At 74.5% G+C, this 15,902-nt stretch carries 13 protein-coding genes and 2 pseudogenes; 11 read left to right on the plus strand and 4 right to left on the minus strand.

Annotation, left to right across the window (positions count from 1 at the left end):
* Positions 1 to 2: 2 nt before the first annotated feature.
* The 4 genes and pseudogenes from BMY61_RS47920 (at position 3) to BMY61_RS26935 (ending at position 3,726) form a co-directional block, all read left to right on the plus strand.
* A pseudogene (locus BMY61_RS47920) lies at positions 3 to 991 on the plus strand (Zn-ribbon domain-containing OB-fold protein).
* The gene (locus tag BMY61_RS26925) at positions 988 to 2,142 is read left to right on the plus strand and encodes a thiolase domain-containing protein (RefSeq protein WP_042450466.1); all 1,155 of its coding nucleotides are present in this window, start codon (positions 988 to 990) and stop codon (positions 2,140 to 2,142) included. The pseudogene BMY61_RS47920 and the gene BMY61_RS26925 overlap by 4 nt, the downstream one beginning before the upstream one ends.
* Positions 2,139 to 3,305 carry a thiolase domain-containing protein gene (locus BMY61_RS26930; protein WP_042450464.1) on the plus strand — a complete coding sequence of 389 codons (1,167 nt, stop codon included), beginning with the start codon at positions 2,139 to 2,141 and terminating at the stop codon, positions 3,303 to 3,305. The genes BMY61_RS26925 and BMY61_RS26930 overlap by 4 nt, the downstream gene beginning before the upstream one ends.
* A 178-nt stretch (positions 3,306 to 3,483) precedes the next feature.
* Positions 3,484 to 3,726 carry a DUF397 domain-containing protein gene (locus tag BMY61_RS26935; protein WP_042450644.1) on the plus strand — a complete coding sequence of 81 codons (243 nt, stop codon included), beginning with the start codon at positions 3,484 to 3,486 and terminating at the stop codon, positions 3,724 to 3,726.
* Between the two features lie 256 nt (positions 3,727 to 3,982).
* Here the strand turns inward: BMY61_RS26935 and BMY61_RS48855 are convergent, their stop codons facing one another.
* Positions 3,983 to 4,075, minus strand: coding sequence for a putative leader peptide (locus tag BMY61_RS48855; RefSeq protein ID WP_369405956.1), 93 nt, complete (start codon positions 4,073 to 4,075; stop codon positions 3,983 to 3,985).
* A 113-nt stretch (positions 4,076 to 4,188) separates the two neighbouring features.
* Here BMY61_RS48855 and BMY61_RS26940 point away from each other — a divergent pair, with 113 nt between their 5' ends.
* Positions 4,189 to 4,683, plus strand: a complete 495-nt coding sequence (locus BMY61_RS26940) for a hypothetical protein (RefSeq protein ID WP_042450462.1) — start codon at positions 4,189 to 4,191, stop codon at positions 4,681 to 4,683.
* A 21-nt stretch (positions 4,684 to 4,704) separates the two neighbouring features.
* The gene (locus tag BMY61_RS26945; RefSeq protein ID WP_042450460.1) at positions 4,705 to 5,778 is read left to right on the plus strand and encodes an acyl-CoA dehydrogenase family protein; all 1,074 of its coding nucleotides are present in this window, start codon (positions 4,705 to 4,707) and stop codon (positions 5,776 to 5,778) included.
* A gap of 55 nt (positions 5,779 to 5,833) precedes the next feature.
* Here the strand turns inward: BMY61_RS26945 and BMY61_RS26950 are convergent, their stop codons facing one another.
* Positions 5,834 to 6,631, minus strand: coding sequence for a phytanoyl-CoA dioxygenase family protein (locus BMY61_RS26950; RefSeq protein ID WP_042450458.1), 798 nt, complete (start codon positions 6,629 to 6,631; stop codon positions 5,834 to 5,836).
* 72 nt (positions 6,632 to 6,703) lie between these two features.
* Positions 6,704 to 7,807, minus strand: a complete 1,104-nt coding sequence (locus BMY61_RS26955; protein WP_075004078.1) for an aminoglycoside phosphotransferase family protein — start codon at positions 7,805 to 7,807, stop codon at positions 6,704 to 6,706.
* 387 nt (positions 7,808 to 8,194) lie between these two features.
* Between BMY61_RS26955 and BMY61_RS26960 the strand changes: the two genes are divergently transcribed.
* Complete coding sequence (locus BMY61_RS26960; protein WP_042450455.1) at positions 8,195 to 9,667, plus strand: DNA-binding protein NsdB; 1,473 nt, start codon at positions 8,195 to 8,197, stop codon at positions 9,665 to 9,667.
* Between the two features lie 110 nt (positions 9,668 to 9,777).
* Here BMY61_RS26960 and BMY61_RS26965 read toward each other — a convergent pair whose 3' ends face one another.
* A complete protein-coding gene (locus tag BMY61_RS26965; RefSeq protein WP_052438879.1) occupies positions 9,778 to 10,287 on the minus strand; it encodes a PAS domain-containing protein in 510 nt (169 codons plus the stop codon).
* Between the two features lie 393 nt (positions 10,288 to 10,680).
* Between BMY61_RS26965 and BMY61_RS26970 the strand changes: the two genes are divergently transcribed.
* From BMY61_RS26970 to BMY61_RS26985, 4 genes and pseudogenes are all read left to right on the plus strand, one after another.
* Positions 10,681 to 12,132 carry a hypothetical protein gene (locus tag BMY61_RS26970; RefSeq protein ID WP_042450453.1) on the plus strand — a complete coding sequence of 484 codons (1,452 nt, stop codon included), beginning with the start codon at positions 10,681 to 10,683 and terminating at the stop codon, positions 12,130 to 12,132.
* 363 nt (positions 12,133 to 12,495) lie between these two features.
* Complete coding sequence (gene purN / locus BMY61_RS26975) at positions 12,496 to 13,116, plus strand: phosphoribosylglycinamide formyltransferase (protein ID WP_082015162.1); 621 nt, start codon at positions 12,496 to 12,498, stop codon at positions 13,114 to 13,116.
* A gap of 189 nt (positions 13,117 to 13,305) precedes the next feature.
* Entirely contained in the window at positions 13,306 to 14,541 is a 1,236-nt protein-coding gene (locus BMY61_RS26980) for a glycosyltransferase family 4 protein (protein ID WP_082015161.1), read from the plus strand.
* Positions 14,542 to 14,552: 11 nt separating this feature from the next.
* Positions 14,553 to 15,689 (plus strand): annotated as a pseudogene (locus BMY61_RS26985) (glycosyltransferase); the annotation flags it as partial.
* Positions 15,690 to 15,902: the final 213 nt, after the last annotated feature.

Genomic DNA, 15,902 nt, shown 5'->3' on the forward strand with positions numbered 1-15,902 from the left:
CCATGCCCCCCGAGGTGCTCAGCGCACCGCTGATCGTCGAGTTCCCGTTCACCCGTTCCACCGGACCCGTGCTCGGCGCCTTCCTCACCGGGCTGCGCGAGCGCGTGGTGCTCGGGGCGCGCGGCAGCGACGGGCGGGTGCTGTGCCCGCCGGCCGAGTACGACCCCGTCACCGCCGAGGAGCTGACCGAGCTGGTTCCGCTCGGCCGGCTCGGCACCGTCACCACCTGGGCCTGGAACGAACGGCCGCGCCCCTACCAGCCGTTGGACACGCCCTTCGCGTGGGTGCTGGTGCGTCTCGACGGCGCCGACACCGCTCTGCTGCACGCCCTCGACGCCCCTCGCCACGCCGTCCACACCGGCCTGCGCGTCGCGATCCGCTGGGCCGAGGAGCGCAGCGGCGCGATCACCGACATCGCCTGCTTCGAGCCGGCGCCCGACACCGCGGAGGGCCCCGCCGTATGACCACGGCCGCCGAACTCCTGGCCGGCATCCCGGAACTGGCGGGCGCCGAGCCCGTGACCCGGGTGACCATCCCGGCCCGGCTGGAGTACACCCACACGCCCGGCAGCGCGCAGACCCGCTTTCTCACCGCGCTGCCCGACAAGCGACTGCTCGCCGAGCGCTGCCCGCAGTGCACCCGCGTCTACGTGCCGCCCCGCGGGGCCTGCCCGACCTGCGGCGTCGCCACCACCGAGCAGCTGGAGCTGCCGCACACCGGCACTGTCACCACCTTCTGCATCGTCAACATCGCCGCCAAGGGCCTGAACATCGAGGTGCCGTACTGCTACGCGTACGTGCTGCTCGACGGCGCCCACGTCGGCCTGCACGCGCGCGTCGGGGACGTTCCCTACGCCGACGTCCGCATCGGCCAGCGCGTCGAGGCCGTCTGGAACGAGGAACGCCTCGGCCCCAGCCTCGCCTCGATCAGCCACTTCCGCCCGACGGGCGAGCCCGACGCCGACCCCGAGAGCTACCGGAGGTGGATGTGAGCCCCGCAGCGCGCTCCGTCGACCGGCACGGGCGCGGCCGTGACGTCGCCGTCGTCGCCTTCGCCCAGAGCAACCACACCAGGCGCACCGACCAGCTCTCCGAGGTCGAGCTCGTCATGCCCGTCCTCCACGACGTACTCAAGCAGACGGGACTGACAGCCAACCGGATCGGCTTCACCTGCTCCGGCAGCAGCGACTACCTGGCCGGCCGGGCCTTCTCCTTCACCATGGCCCTGGACGGCGTCGGCGCCTGGCCGCCGATCTCCGAGTCGCACGTGGAGATGGACGGCGCCTGGGCCCTGTACGAGGCGTGGGTCAAGCTCCGGACCGGCGAGGCCGACACGGCCCTGGTCTACTCCTACGGCAAGTCCTCGCCCGGCAGCGTCCGCGACGTGCTCACCCGGCAGCTCGACCCCTACACCCTCGCCCCGCTGTGGCCGGACTCGATCGCGCTCGCCGCGCTCCAGGCGCAGGCCCTGATCGACGCCGGTCTGACCGACGAGCCGCGTCTCGCGGAGACCGCCGTGCGCAGCCGCCGCGCCGCGACCGGCAACCCGCACGCCCAGCTGCGCGGCAGCGCCGACCCGGCAGAGCTGCTGCAACGCCCGTACGAGGTCGAGCCGCTGCGCCGCCACGACTGCCCGCCGATCAGCGACGGCGCCGCCGCCGTGATCCTCGCCGCGGGCGACACCGCCCGCGCCCTGCACGCCAACCCGGCCTGGATCCGCGGCATCGACCACCGGATCGAGGCCCACCAGCCCGGCGTGCGCGACCTCACCGAGTCGCCCTCGACCCGCCTCGCCGCCGCCGCGGCCGGCGCCTTCGACGCGCCGCTGGACGCCGCCGAACTGCACGCGCCCTTCACCGCGCAGGAGGTCGTGCTGCGGCGCGCCCTCTACCTCTCCGACGACGTGCCGGTGAACCCCTCCGGTGGGCCGCTCGCCGCCAACCCGGTCATGGCGGCCGGGCTGATCCGCATCGGTGAGGCCGCCGCGCTGATCCACCGCGGCGAGGCGCACCGCGTCCTCGCCCACGCCACCTCGGGGCCGTGCCTGCAGCAGAACCTGGTGGCCGTCCTCGAAGGCACGAACGGCAACCGGAACGGCAACAGCCCCCGCAGCACCGACGGCACCCGCGGAGGTGCGCGATGAGCAAGCAGCCCGTGGCCGTCGTCGGCGTCGGCCAGACCAAGCACGTCGCCGCCCGCCAGGACGTCTCCATCGCGGGACTGGTCCGCGAGGCCGCCGTCCGCGCCCTGGCCGACGCGGAGTTGACCTGGGCCGACATCGACGCCGTGGTCATCGGCAAGGCGCCGGACTTCTTCGAGGGCGTGATGATGCCCGAGCTCTATCTCGCCGAGGCTCTCGGCGCGGTGGGCAAGCCGATGCTGCGCGTCCACACCGCCGGCTCGGTCGGCGGCTCGACCGCCCTGGTCGCCGCCAACCTGGTGGCGGCCGGTGTGCACGGCACGGTGCTGACCGTCGCCTTCGAGAAGCAGTCCGAGTCCAACGCCATGTGGGGCCTGTCGCTGCCGGTCCCGTTCCAGCAGCCGCTCACGGCCGGGGCGGGCGGCTTCTTCGCCCCGCACGTGCGTGCCTACATGCGGCGCACCGGCGCGCCCGACACCGTCGGCTCGCTGGTGGCGTTCAAGGACCGCCGCAACGCCCTGAAGAACCCCTACGCCCACCTGCACGAACACGACCTGACGCTGGAGCAGGTGCAGACCTCCCCGATGCTGTGGGACCCCATCCGCTACTCGGAGACCTGCCCGTCCTCCGACGGGGCCTGCGCGCTCGTGCTCACCGGTGACAGCGGCGCCGCCCGCGCGCCGCGGCCGCCCGCGTGGGTCCACGGCGGCGCGATGCGCAGCGAGCCGACCATCTTCGCGGGCAAGGACTACGTCAGCCCGCAGGCCGGCCGCGACTGCGCCGCCGACGTCTACCGACAGGCGGGCGTCACCGACCCGCGCCGCCAGATCGACCTGGCCGAGATCTACGTGCCGTTCTCCTGGTACGAGCCGATGTGGCTGGAGAACCTCGGCTTCGCCGACCAGGGCGAGGGGTGGAAGCTGGTCGAGGCGGGCGTGACGGAGATGGACGGCGACCTGCCGGTCAACCCCTCGGGCGGGGTGCTCTCCTCCAACCCGATCGGCGCCTCGGGCATGATCCGCTTCGCGGAGGCGGCACTCCAGGTGCGCGGGCTCGCCGGGGAGCACCAGATCGACGGAGCCAGGCGCGCTCTCGGCCACGCATACGGCGGCGGGGCGCAGTTCTTCTCCATGTGGCTCGTCGGCAGCGAGCGGCCCGATCACTGAGCCGATCACTGAACCATGGCTCCTACCAGGCCGATCCGCCCGTTGTCACCCGCACGGGCGGATCGTGTCGAAGCCCTCCACCGCAGGCTGCCGCGGAGATTACAGTGGGATCAACTGACGGCGGGAGGAGCTCGACGTGGCAAGCGACGCATTCTTCGACGTGACCGCGGAGGCCGGAGTGGTCACCCAGCGGGGCCCGATCGGGGTGGGCGTTGAGGAGAGGAAACCGCAGCTCGATCTCAACGGCGTGGAGTGGCTGTCCAGCAGCCAGGGCGTGGGCGACGTGCAGATCGCCTTCGTCGACGGGTACATCGCCATGCGCGACGGCCGCAGCCCCGAGGGACCGGCGCTGATCTTCACCCCGGCGGAGTGGAACGCCTTCGTGCTCGGCGCCCGGGACGGCGAGTTCGACCTCACCTGAGCAGCAGCCTGAGGAGAGGAGCGCCGCGTCGACCACCCCCACGGGGTCGACGCGGCGCCCAGCCCGCTCGCACACGCCCCCACGCGGTGCCAAGCGGGCCCGCCTGCCACGGCCGGTCGGGCCGAGCAGGCGAGATTCCAGGAGTGTTACGGGGCTGTCGCTGTCCAGGTTCGCAGAAGGAGGAGGCGCTCCGCAGGCGCACGGCCGATCCTGGGGCCGGTGCCGTCGTCGGGGTTCTCGCGGATCCGCCGAGGCGTCAACGGCTCGGGCGGCAGGCGCGACATGCAGCGGACGCGACGCGCATGAGGTCGATGTGACCCCTGCTCACCAGACGCGGCGATCTCTGCATGTCGCCGAACGTAATCGGAACGTGATCCGTTCGTCAACCTGGTCTCGGAGCCTGGTACACGACCCGTGTCCGGTCACGCATTCGCAGCGCGCGGGTGCACGTACGATGGCCCCATGGCTTTCCTTCGCCGCCGCTCCGGCACCCCCGCAGGCCCGGACTTCGACATTCTCGCGATGGATCCGGGCGACTGGCCCGGTGACTTCGGGGCCGTGCTGATCAGCGATCCGGAGGACGGCAGCTGCCACGGTGTGGTGCTGCGCTACGACCTGATGGGCGGCCGCGGCCCGTCCATGATCATCGGCAATCTGCGCTCCGGCTCCCCGGCCCGCGACCCCGAGGACGGGGTGCCGCTGGAGGTCCACCAGATGCTGGCCATCGTCGGCAGCGAGGAGCCAGTCGAGGTCCTGGACAGCGAGGACTTCCCGGTCATGCTCGACGACGGCCTGCTGATCGTGAAGAAGTACAAGCTCAGCGAGGGTCGTCTAGCAGCCGTGCAGTTCGGCCGCAGCGACGACGTGCTGGTCACCGTCGTCACCTGGGACCGGCCCGTCAGCGAGGACCTCTACAAGCTGCTGAAGCCGCTGCCCGCGGGCATGTTCCAGGTCTGAGCAGGACGGCAGCGGCTGACGATGTCCTTCCCCACGGCCGACGAGGCCATGACCCGGCTCCCGCGCGTCGTCGACCTGCTTGCGGCGCGGGCCGACGAGCACGACCGCGAGGGCGCCTTCCCGTACCAGGGGATCGAGGAGGTCCACGCGGCCGGGCTGCTCACGCTCACCGTCGCGGAGCAGTACGGCGGCGCCGGTGCGGGCCTCACCGAGACGGTGCACCTGCTGGTCGCACTCGCCAGTGGCGACCCCTCGGTCGCCCTGCTGGCAGGGGACACCCTGCTCGCGCACGAGGCGCAGGCCCGTGACGGCCGCTGGCCGGCCTCCGCCTACCGAGGCCTGCTCGTCGACTCCCGCCGGGGCCCGGCGCTCGTCGGGATGCTGCCGCCCGGTGGTCCCGGCGCTGAGGCCGGGGCGGAGGTCACCGCGCAGCGCGCACCCGACGGCTGGCTGCTGGCCGGACGCGAGCACGGCGTGCCGGGTGCGGAGGCGCTCGCCTGGCTGCTGGTCACGGCCGCTTCCGAGCCCGTGAAGGAGGGGGACGGCAACGGCTCCGCCCTGTTCCTGCTGCCGGGCGACACCCCCGGGCTGATCGTCGAGCCCGGCTCCGAGCAGCTCGGCCTGCGGGCCGCGGCCCACCAGGACGTCCACTTCGAGGAGGTGCTCCTCGACGCCGCGCACCGACTGACGCCGCCCGACGCGCGCGACGAGGCCGCCCGACGGCTCGCCGTCGCCGCGATCTGCCTGGGTGTCGGCCGTACCGCGCGAGCCTGGCTGGTCCGGCACGTCAAGGACCTGTCCGAGCTCGACCGCGGCGCACTGGAGCTTGAACTCATCGCCGCCGAGGAGCTGTTGTCGGGCCTCGCGGCCGCCCTCGACGCCGGTCGCCCCGGGGCCGAGCGCCGCGCCCGACTCCTCGCGCCACGCGTCGCGGACCTGTCCCTGGCCGTGGTCCACCGCTCGGTCGCCCTGGCGGGCCCGGCCGGACTGCACCGCACCGTCCCGCTCGAACGCCACCTGCGGGACGCGTTCACCACCCGCGCCCTGCTCCCGACCGGCGCGCCGCTGCTGCGGGCGGCGTCCGAGGGGGAGTAGCGCAGCCTGCCCTCACCGGCCTGCCCTCACCGGCCGCGATGTCACCGGCGCGACCTCACCGGTCCGCCAGGCCGAGGCCCAGGCGGACCGCGCGCTCGACCGGGGAGTAGGCGCCGTCCGGGCGGTCCAGCTCCAGCAGGCCGTCGGCGATCAGCGGCGGCTGGGCGATGAACCGGGGCACCGTGCCGTGGTGGGGTTGAGCGGCGTGGATCAGGAACGGGTGGCACAGGTAGACGTCTCCGGCCTGCCCGGTGGCGAGGGCGAGCGGACGCTCGGGCGCGTCCAGTCGGCCGGCCTCGTCCATGACCCGACACAGCTCGAAGAAGTTCAGCCCCTGCTCACCGACCGGTTGGAGGAACGCCGGCACGTCCAGGTGCGAACCGACCTTGATGCGGGTCGGCGCGTTCTCCTCGTCGACGTCGGAGAAGAGGAAGAGCATGAGCAGGGCTCGCTCACGGGAGCGGAGGTTGACCCAGTAGCCCGACTCTCCCTCGGGCGTGAAGCTTCCGTCCATGTGCCAGCCGGCGTCCCCCGGATCGGCGGGGTGCGGGAACCGGATGGGGAAGGTGCCGAGGCCGTCGCGCGGGACCCACCGGCCGGGGCCGACGAGTTGGTCGAAGGCGTCGTGCAGGCGCTCGGTCGTGGCCGCGCGCCGGAAGGGTTCGGAGCCGTAGCCGCTCAGCCGCACCACCGGCTCGGTCCAGGTCGCCGGATCGTCCGGGTCCAGCCCCGTCTCCTGCCACAGGAACGCCCTGCCTTCGTCCGCGAGCGCGCGGGGAAAGGCCTCAGGAAGACGGACGAACCCGTCCGTGACGAACTGCTCGACCTGGTCGGAGCTGAGAGAGCGGGTCATGGGGCCGATTGTCCGAACGGCTCGCCAGCAGCGGCAAGCGAGTTTTGTCCGACCGCGCGGCCCGATCGACGCTCAGCGGGTGCCGACGGCGGCGCGCACGGCGCGGCGGGCCAGGGCGGCGTCCTCGTGGAGGCGGCGGATCAGGATGCGCTGCTCCTCGCCCGCGCCCGGCACGTCGTGGAGGCGGATCTCCCGCATCAGCACCAGGATCAGGTTGACCAGGAACGCGTCGCGGCCCAGTGTGCCGGTCGACTGCGCGATCTGGCTCAACTGGCGACGGGCACCGGTGTCGCCGGCCATCACGGTCCACAGCAGTGCGAGGTCGTAGCCGGGCAGGTACCAGCCGGCCTGCTCCCAGTCGACCAGGACCGGACCCGAGGGCGCCAGCAGGACATTGGTGAGCAGCGCGTCCCCGTGGCAGAACTGCCACGGCTGGTGGGCGAGGCCGTGCAGCAGCTGCTGCAGGTCGCTGGTGTCACGGTCCGTCAGCAGGCCCAGCGCGTGGTAGCGGGCGATCTCGCGGGAGTAGTCCAGCGGGCGGTCGAAGACGCCCGTCGGCGGACGCCACAGGTTCAGCCCTCGGATCGCGCCGACGATGGCGCGCACCTCGCCCGGCGTGGGCGTGTCCGAGGGGTGGCGCTCGCGGGCCGCAGGACGGCCGGGGACGCGCTCCATCAGCAGCACGCAGCGCTCGGTGTCGGCGGCGACCAGCTTCGGCAGCCGGACCGGCGGGCGGTGGCGCACGAAGGCGCGGTGGGCCGCGATCTCGTGCTGGAAGCGCGCCATCCCTTCGAGATCCTCGCCGGGCCGCGCCAGGGCCTTCGCCACCACCGGGGTGCGGCCTGCGGTACCTGCGATCAGCACATGCCGGCGGTCCTGGAGGAGCTGGCGCGGCACGAAGGCGGGAGCTATCCGCGCGATGTGGGCCAGTGCGGCCCGCACCTGCGGGGAGTGCTGGGCGGCGTCGGGGCGCTGCGCGGTGCCGGGGCGGGCGACCGCCGGGGCCGGCGCGGGCCGACGCAACTGCTGCGCGCCGTGCGCCACCCTGGCGGAGGGCTGGCCGCCGGGCTCGCGCAGCCGCGGGTCGAGCCCGAGGCCGGGACGCCGACGCAGCGGAGCGGCGGGGGCGGCCTGCGGGCGGGTCGCCGGAGCGGGGGAGATGGCCGGTGAGTACATGGGTGAGTCCTGATCCCTTCGTCTGACCGGTGCTTCCGTCCGGTGCGTCCGGTGCTTCCGTCCGCCGGCCGGGGTCGGGCCGGCGGACGGCTGCCTGGTCGGGGTGGCGCGCCGGTGCCGCGCGGGCCGGAGCCCGGTCGGCGCACCCTGGGGAGTTGCGTCTCCCGGGCGAACCCTGGCGCGTGGCGACGGCGCGCCACCCCTTGCGCCACACCCGTCTCCCTGACGCTCGGCCGGGCGATCGCCCAGGTCGGGGTGGCGCATTCATACAACACACCCGGCGGCCCGAAGCGAGACAGTTGGCGAGGCCTGGCGAACCCTGGCGAATGCTCGCCTGGCACATGACGGGTGGTTAGTGTCGAAGTGCCGAGAACCTGGGGGCACGACGTGAACAGAGGACCGAACAACCAGCTCGCCGACCTATTCGCCCTGACCGGTTGGTCCAAGGGGGAGTTGGCGCGGCTGGTCAACCGCCGCGGTGCGCAGGCCGGACAGCAGCAGCTGTCCACCGACACCTCGCGGGTGCGCCGTTGGATGGAGCGCGGGGAGATCCCCCGCGACCCCGTCCCGCGCATTCTCGCGGCGCTGTTCAGCGAGCAGCTCGGCCGAGTAGTCACGCCAGAGGACCTCGGCTTCCACCGGGAACGGCCATCCGGGCACGGCTCGCACCGTCGCGAGTCCGACGCGTCCAGACCGGCACCAGGTCAGACAGCCGCGGTCCTCACCGAGTTCACGGGAATGGACCTGATGCTGAATCGACGCGGACTGATGGGAGCGAGTACCGCCCTCGCTGCGGGCGCCGTCATCGCCAACCCCCTGTACGACTGGATGCGGTCCCCGGCCGCGCTGCCGCCGACGGAGGGCTCGGCCACCATCGTGCGCAACCCGCACGCACTGCCGGCCCTCGACTACTACGAGGCCGGCCCGGTGGGCGAGGACGAGGTCGTCGCCCTGGAGGAGTCGGTCGACGTCTTCCGCCGCTGGGACGCCTCGCGCGGCGGTGGCCTGCAACGCAAGGCGGTGGTCGGCCAGTTGAACGAGGTGGGCAGCATGCTCACCTACGACCACCCGGACCACCTGCGCCGGCGGCTGTGGAGTGTCGCCGCGAACCTGTCCGTGCTGGCCGGGTGGATGTCCCACGACGTGGGCCTGGAGCCCACGGCGCAGAGGTACTTCGTGATGGCCGTGCACTCGGCGCGGGAGGCCGACGACCGTCCGCGCGCCAGCGAGGCCCTGGCGCGCGCCGCGCGCCAGATGGTGCACCTGGGCCGGGCCGGGGACGCACTGGACCTGATGCGGGTGGCCGACGCGGGCGCCGGTGAGGAGGCGCTGCCGCGCACCCGCGCCATGCTGCGCACGGTCGAGGCCTGGGCGCACGCCTCCCTCGGCCACAGCCAGGCCACCCGGCGCACGCTGGGCGAGGCCGAGGACCTGTTCGCCCAGGACACGGGCGAGGCCGGTCCCAGCTGGCTGCAGTTCTTCGACCTGGCGGACCTGCACGGCATGGAGGCGCTCACCTACCGCACCCTCGCCGACCACGACCCGAACGCGGCGGCCCTGGCTCAGCGCCACGCATTGCTGGCCCTGCAACTGCGCGAGGGCGGCCACGAGCGCTCCAAGCTCTTCGACCACATCTCCATGGCCTCGGCCTGCTACCTGGCCAACAAGCCCGACGAGGCCCATCGTTACGCGCAGCTGGCGCTCAGCTCGACGGGGGAGATGTCCTCGCACCGGACCTGGCACCGGCTGCGGCAGATGTACCGGCTGACGGCCCCGTACACGCGGATGCCCGAGGTGGCGCACCTGCGGGCGCAGATCAGTAAGGCGATGCCGCGCCAGCCCCGCCCGCAGATCATCTGAGCCGGCTCGGGGCCGGTGTCCTACCAGCCTCGCAGCGGGGAACAGGCGGGACCGGACCGGAACAGGCGGGACCGGGCCGGCACAGGGCCGCCGCGGACGGCGGCCGGGGGTCAGCGCGCGCGGAGGGCGAGCCAGACGGCGTGGACGCCGCCGTCCTCGGCCAGCTGGGGTGCGCCCACGCAGTGGACCGGGCGCACGGTGCCGTCGTCGAGCTGCAGGCGGAACTCGGCGTCGATCGGCCGTCCGTCCACCAGGGCCTCGGTCAGCAGCCGCGCGACCGCGTGACGGTCCTCGGGGTGCAGTGCACCCGGGAGCTGGTCCAGGGTGAGCGGGCCGTCCTGCGGTGCCCGCGCGAAGATGCGGAACATCTCGGCGGACCACGCGACCTCGTCGTGCACGAGGTCCCATTCGGCATCACCCAGGAGGGTGGTGTCCGCGAGGCTCGGCGCGGGGCCGCCGAGCGCGCCGGTGAGGCGTTCCAGCTCGGCCAGGTGGGAGTGGGCGTGGGCCACCAGGGCGCGTTCCGCGCGGTCGTGGCCGGTGCCGAACTCCGAGTCCAGCCGTTCGCGCAGCGCGGAGACCTGCTGCGTGAGGGAGGGAGGGGGAACGTGGGGGTGCATGGCGTCCCGCTGTGGCCGGAGGCGTTCTTGAACGTTACGACTGTCGCACAGAGCGTGGCGACCGTGGAGCCCTTTCAGCGAAGATTGGCATGATTTTGCTTCCGGCATATGCCAACGACGCCCCTCTCGGGGGTGGCGTGACGGGTCGCGACGCAGGTCACGGGGGTGGCGCGGAGAACCGGCCAACGAAGGCGCTGGTGCGCGGTCGGGGCTGCGGACGGTAGCATTCCGTGCTTCCGGCTGGCGGGGACCGTCGCCCGGTGCCACAATCCCCCCGCGGCCACCGTCGCGGACCCGAACCGACCCCCTGTGCCGGGGCCGACCCACCAGGTCAACAGCCGCGCGCACCGAAATTCCATTGCCACCAGGACCGCCGCAACGGATGCTGACCTCATGTTCGAGCCCGCGATAGCGCCCAGCGCCTCCCTCCTCGGCCTGCTCCAGCGGGGCCGAGGGGACGGCACCCTGCACGCTCTGGCGGCCGAGCGTTCCGACGCGCTCGCCGCCCTGGAGGAGTGCGTCACCCAAGACCCCCGCCGCGACTGGCAGGTCGAGAACCGCTCCCTCTACTACGCACGCCTCTTCATGGAACTCGAGGCGCCGTTGCAGGGGTTGGAGGCGCACCTCTTCGACGCGTGGGACGACCTCGACACCCGCGAGAGCCGCACCGGACTCACCCTGGCCGTCCTCGGCCGCCTCGTCGGCTACGGCCGGCGTGACGCGCTGCTCCTGCTGCGCCGGTACGCCGCCGAGGGTTGCAACTGGGCGTGGGCCCTGGACGAGCTCGCCGTCCGCGACAACGACGAGGGCCTGCGCGGCCTCGCCGACGCCGTGCTCGCACGCTTCCCCCTCGGCCCCGAGGGCGACGCCGAGCTCCGCGCCGCCGTCCGCGACGCCTACGAGCCGCGCCCGTGGCACCTGTGGGCGGCCGACCACCCGCGCGTCGCCGCGGCGACCGAGCGGGCCCCCTTCGACCTCTGGCAACGGCAGATGTCCCGCCCCGAGACGCCGGAGTGGAGCACCGAAGCCGTACTGGCCTGGGCCGACGCCGAGACGGAGCCCGAGTCGGGGTCCGGTGCCGCCGGCGCGCTCGCGGAGCGCCCGGAGGGGCGCGCGGCGTTGCGCCGCGGCGCTGCCGCGGCCCGCCTGCTCGGCGCCGTCGCGACCCCGGCGGACCTCCCGGTGCTGCGCCTCGCCGCGCGGTCCGGCCTGCCGGGCGGACGCTGCGCGGCGCTGCGTTACCTGGCCGAGGTGGACGACCCGGAGGTACCGGGTCTGATGGAGCTCGCCGCGGACGACCTGTCCGAGACCGTCGCCGACTTCGCCGTCGACACCCTGGGCCGGATGCGCAGCGAGAGCATCCTGGTGCACGCCCGTTCCTGGGCCTCCCGGATCGACGGCGGCCGGCTCCCCGAGGCGGCCGCACGGCTGCTGGCCTGCGCCGGCGGCCCCGAGGACGCCCCTCTCGTCGTGGCCGCGCTGCACCGCGAGGTCTCCCGCTCGGGCCCGGACGGCGAAGCGCTTTTCGCCCTCGTCGAGGGCGCCGGCCGTCTCCAGGCCGGACAGGCGGTCTCCGTCCTGCGCCACATCTACGCCGAGACGGTCTGCTCACAGCTGCGCCTGGGCGCGGCGCGCGGCCTCGCCGTCATCGACCCGTACTTCGCCACGGGCGCGGCGGTCGAATGCCTCTGGGACTGCGAGGAGGCCACCCGCGAGCTCGCGGCGCGGTCCGTCCGCACCAGTGGCAATGTCCGCGTCCTGGACCGCCTGCGGCGCCTGGCGGCGGACCCGGGCGAGGAGGCCGAGGTCCACGCCGCCGTCCGCGGTCGCCTCAGCGCCGGCTGAACGCCGGCTGAGCGGCCCGCCGGAGGGCCGGCGCCGTCGGGGGAGAGCTGGGCGTCGGGGGGAGGGCCGGGGTCCGTGGGAGGTCCGAGCGCCTGCGGGAGAGCCAGGCGTCGGCGTGCGGGCCGGGTCCGCAGCAGGGCAGAGCGCCCGTGGGGGGCGACCTGAGCGTCGGCGTGAGAGCCGGGGTCTGCGCGAGGGCTGAGCGCCGTCGGGGGAGAGCCGAGCGTCGGCGTGAGGTCCGAGCGCCTGTGGGAGATCTGGGCGTCGGCGGGAGAGCCGGGGTCCGTGGGAGGTCCGAGCGCCTGCGGGAGAGCCGGGCGTCGGCGGGAGCGGGGGGCGGCCGAGGGCTGGGATGATCAGGGCATGTCGATCAATGTCGCCGTGCTCGCGTCCCACAACGGGTCCAACCTCCGTGCGCTCACCGCAGCCGCCCGACAGCCGGGCAGTGCCTACGCCGTGGCGCTCGTCATCAGCAACAACAGCGCCTCCGGCGCCCTCGCGCACGCGGTCGAGCAGGGCATCGCGCACGCGCACCTCTCCGGCCGGACCCACCCGGACCCGGACGCGCTCGACCAGGCGATGCTGGCGCTGCTCCGTGAGCACGACGTGGCCCTGGTCGTCACCGCGGGGTACATGCGCAAGATCGGTCCGGCCGTCCTCGCCGCCTACGAGGGAGCGCTCGTCAACGTCCACCCCGCGCTGCTGCCGCGCCACGGAGGCCCGGGCATGTACGGCCGCCACGTCCACGAGGCGGTCCTCGCCGACGGGGACCTGGTCTCCGGCGCCTCGGTCCATCTCCTGACCGACCACTACGACGAGGGCCGCGTCCTCGCCCAGGCCGAGGTCCCGGTCCTCCCCGACGACACCCCGGACACCCTCGCCGCCCGGGTGCTGGAGGTGGAGCACCGCCTGCTGCCCGCCACCGTCCAGCAGCTCGCGCTCGCCCGCGACGGGGACGCCACGGAGCGGGGCAGCGGGGCGTGATGATGCAGTCGGTGCCGGGCGGGGCAAGGAACGCGAACGGAATGTTCTGAGAACGGCGCGCTGCGAGAAAGGCGTGGTCCGGGGCCCTGAGGGGCGACGGGGGCCGCCTCGACGAGGATTCGTGCGCCGTTCGCCGTTCGGTCAGATCGACGTGCCTCGCCGCACGCCGTGGCTCGGAATAACGCTGGCATGCGTGTCGCCCTCGTCACCGAGTCGTTCCCGCCAGACGTCAACGGGGTCGCCCACTCCGTCCTGCGTACCGCCGAGCATCTGGTACGCCGTGGGCACGAGCCCCTGGTCATCGCCCCCGCACCCGCCGTGCCGGTCGGGGCTGCCGATCCGTGCCCCGTGGTGCGGGTGTCCGCCATGCCGCTGCCCGGCTATCCGCAGGTGCGGATCGCGCTGCCGAGCCGCAGGCTCGAGCAGCTCATCGCCGGCCACCGGCCCGACGTGGTCCACCTGGCCTCGCCGTTCCTGCTCGGGTCGCGCGGCATGGCCGCCGCCGAGCGGCTCGGCCTGCCCAGCGTCGCCGTCTATCAGACCGACATCGCCGGATACGCCCGCGCCTACCGCGCCGGCAGCGCGCTCGGGGAGGCCGCCGCCTGGCGGCGCCTGCGGACGGTGCACTGCGCCGCCGACCGCACCCTGGCGCCGTCCACGCCCGCACTGCAGGACCTCACCGCACACGGCATCCCCCGGGTGCACCTGTGGCGGCGCGGGGTCGACTCGGCGCGGTTCCACCCGCGCCACCGCAGCGAGGCGCTGCGCCGTGAGCTCGCCCCCGGCGGGGAGGTGCTCGTCGGCTACGTCGGGCGGCTCGCGCCGGAGAAGCGGGTCGACCTGCTCGCGGAGACGGTGGCGCTGCCCGGCGTCAGGGTCGTCGTGATCGGCGACGGCCCGTCCGAGCACTCGCTGCGCCAGGCGCTGCCCGGAGCGCTCTTCCTGGGACGCCGCACCGGGGACGAACTCGCCGCGCTCTACGCCTCGTTGGACGTGTTCGCGCACACGGGGCCGATGGAGACCTTCTGCCAGACCATCCAGGAGGCCATGGCCAGCGGCGTCGCCGTGGTCGGGCCGGCCCTCGGTGGCCCGCTGGACCTCATCGGGCACCACCGCACCGGCCTGCTCGTGCCGGCGCGGGACGGCGCCGCCCTGGCCCGGGCGGTCGCCGGGCTCGCGGCCGACGCGCCCCTGCGGGCCCGCTACGGCGCCGCCGGACGGGCCGAGGTGGAATCGCGGACCTGGGAGTCGGTCGGCGACGAGTTGATCGAGCACTACCGCAAGGTCATCGCGCAGCGCGGGCGCGTCGGGACGGAGACCCGGCCCCACGCCGGCGCGCTGCCGGTCACGGCGGTGCCCGCGGAGCCGGGCGTGTCCGCTGCCGCTGCTGCCGCTGCTGCCGCCGACGCGGCTGCCGCGGCGTAGGGGCGACCGACATGGCACTGCGGATCGTGCGCGTCGCCAACTTCGTCACCCCGACCTCGGGCGGCCTGCGCACCGCGCTGCGCCGCCTGGGGGAGGGGTACCTCGCCGCCGGGCACCGGCCGGTGCTGGTCGTGCCCGGTCCCGAGGCTGCCGACGAGGAGACCGAGCAGGGCCGGGTGGTCACCGTGCCCGGCCCGCTCGTCCCCGGCATGGGCGGCTACCGCGTCCTGCTCGACCGGGCCCGGGTCGCCGCGACCCTGGAGGCGCTGCGGCCCGACCGGCTGGAGGTCTCCGACCGCACGACGCTCCGCTGGACCGGCCGCTGGGCCCGGGAGCACGGCGTGCCCGCCGCGATGGTCTCCCACGAGAGCCTGGACGGGGTGCTGCGCGTCTGGGGGCTGCCCGGCCCCGCAGCGCGCCGCGTGGCGGACGTCCTCAACGCCCGCACCGCGCGCGACTACACCCGGATCATCTGCACCACCGAGTGGGCCGCCCGGGAGTTCCGCCGCCTCGACACCGCCGACCTGCGCCTGGCGCCGCTCGGCGTCGACCTGACCCTGCGTCACCCCTGCGCGCGAGACGCGGCGCTCCGCGCCGAGCTGGCGGGGCCGGGGCAGGTCCTGCTCGTGCTCTGTTCCCGGCTCTCCCCGGAGAAGCGGCCCGAGCGGGCCCTCGACGCCCTGGCCGAGCTCCGGCGCCGGGGCGTGTCCGTCGTCCTCGCGATCGCCGGGGACGGGCCGCTGCGCGCCCGCCTCGCCGTCCGGGCCGAACGAGAAGGACTGCCGGTGCGGTTCTTCGGCCACATCGCCGATCCGGCCCGCCTCTCCGCCGTCCTCGCCTCCGCCGACGTGGCTCTCGCCCCGGGACCGGTGGAGACCTTCGGCCTCGCCGCACTGGAGGCGCTGGCCTGCGGTACGCCCGTGGTGGCGTCGGCCTCCTCCGCACTGCCCCCGATCCTCGGTGACGCGGGCCTCGCGGCCGCCGACGACGGGGTGGCCTTCGCCGACGCGGTCCAGCGGCTGCTGGGGCGCCCGGAGGCGCAACGCCGCGCCACCGCCCGCGCCCGCGCCGAGCGTTACGGCTGGGACGCCTCGGTCTCCGCCTTCCTCGCGGCCCACGAGGCCGAGCCGGCGCCCCGCCCGGCGGGCGCCCCGGCAAGCGCCCCGGGAAGCGCCCCGGCCGGGGACGCGGTCGGGGATGCGGCCGAGGACATGGCCGGGCGGGCAGACGAGGCGGCGGAGCCGCACCGCCCGGGTTGGCCCGTCCGTCCCGCCGAAGACGGCTCGATCCCAGCAGAGCGCGGCGCCCGCCTCGGCGCGGACGCTCCCGAGCATGCGGCCGACGAGTCGGCCGACGGGCGG

Origin of the sequence: Streptacidiphilus jiangxiensis (assembly GCF_900109465.1) — a bacterium.
GTDB lineage: Bacteria > Actinomycetota > Actinomycetes > Streptomycetales > Streptomycetaceae > Streptacidiphilus > Streptacidiphilus jiangxiensis.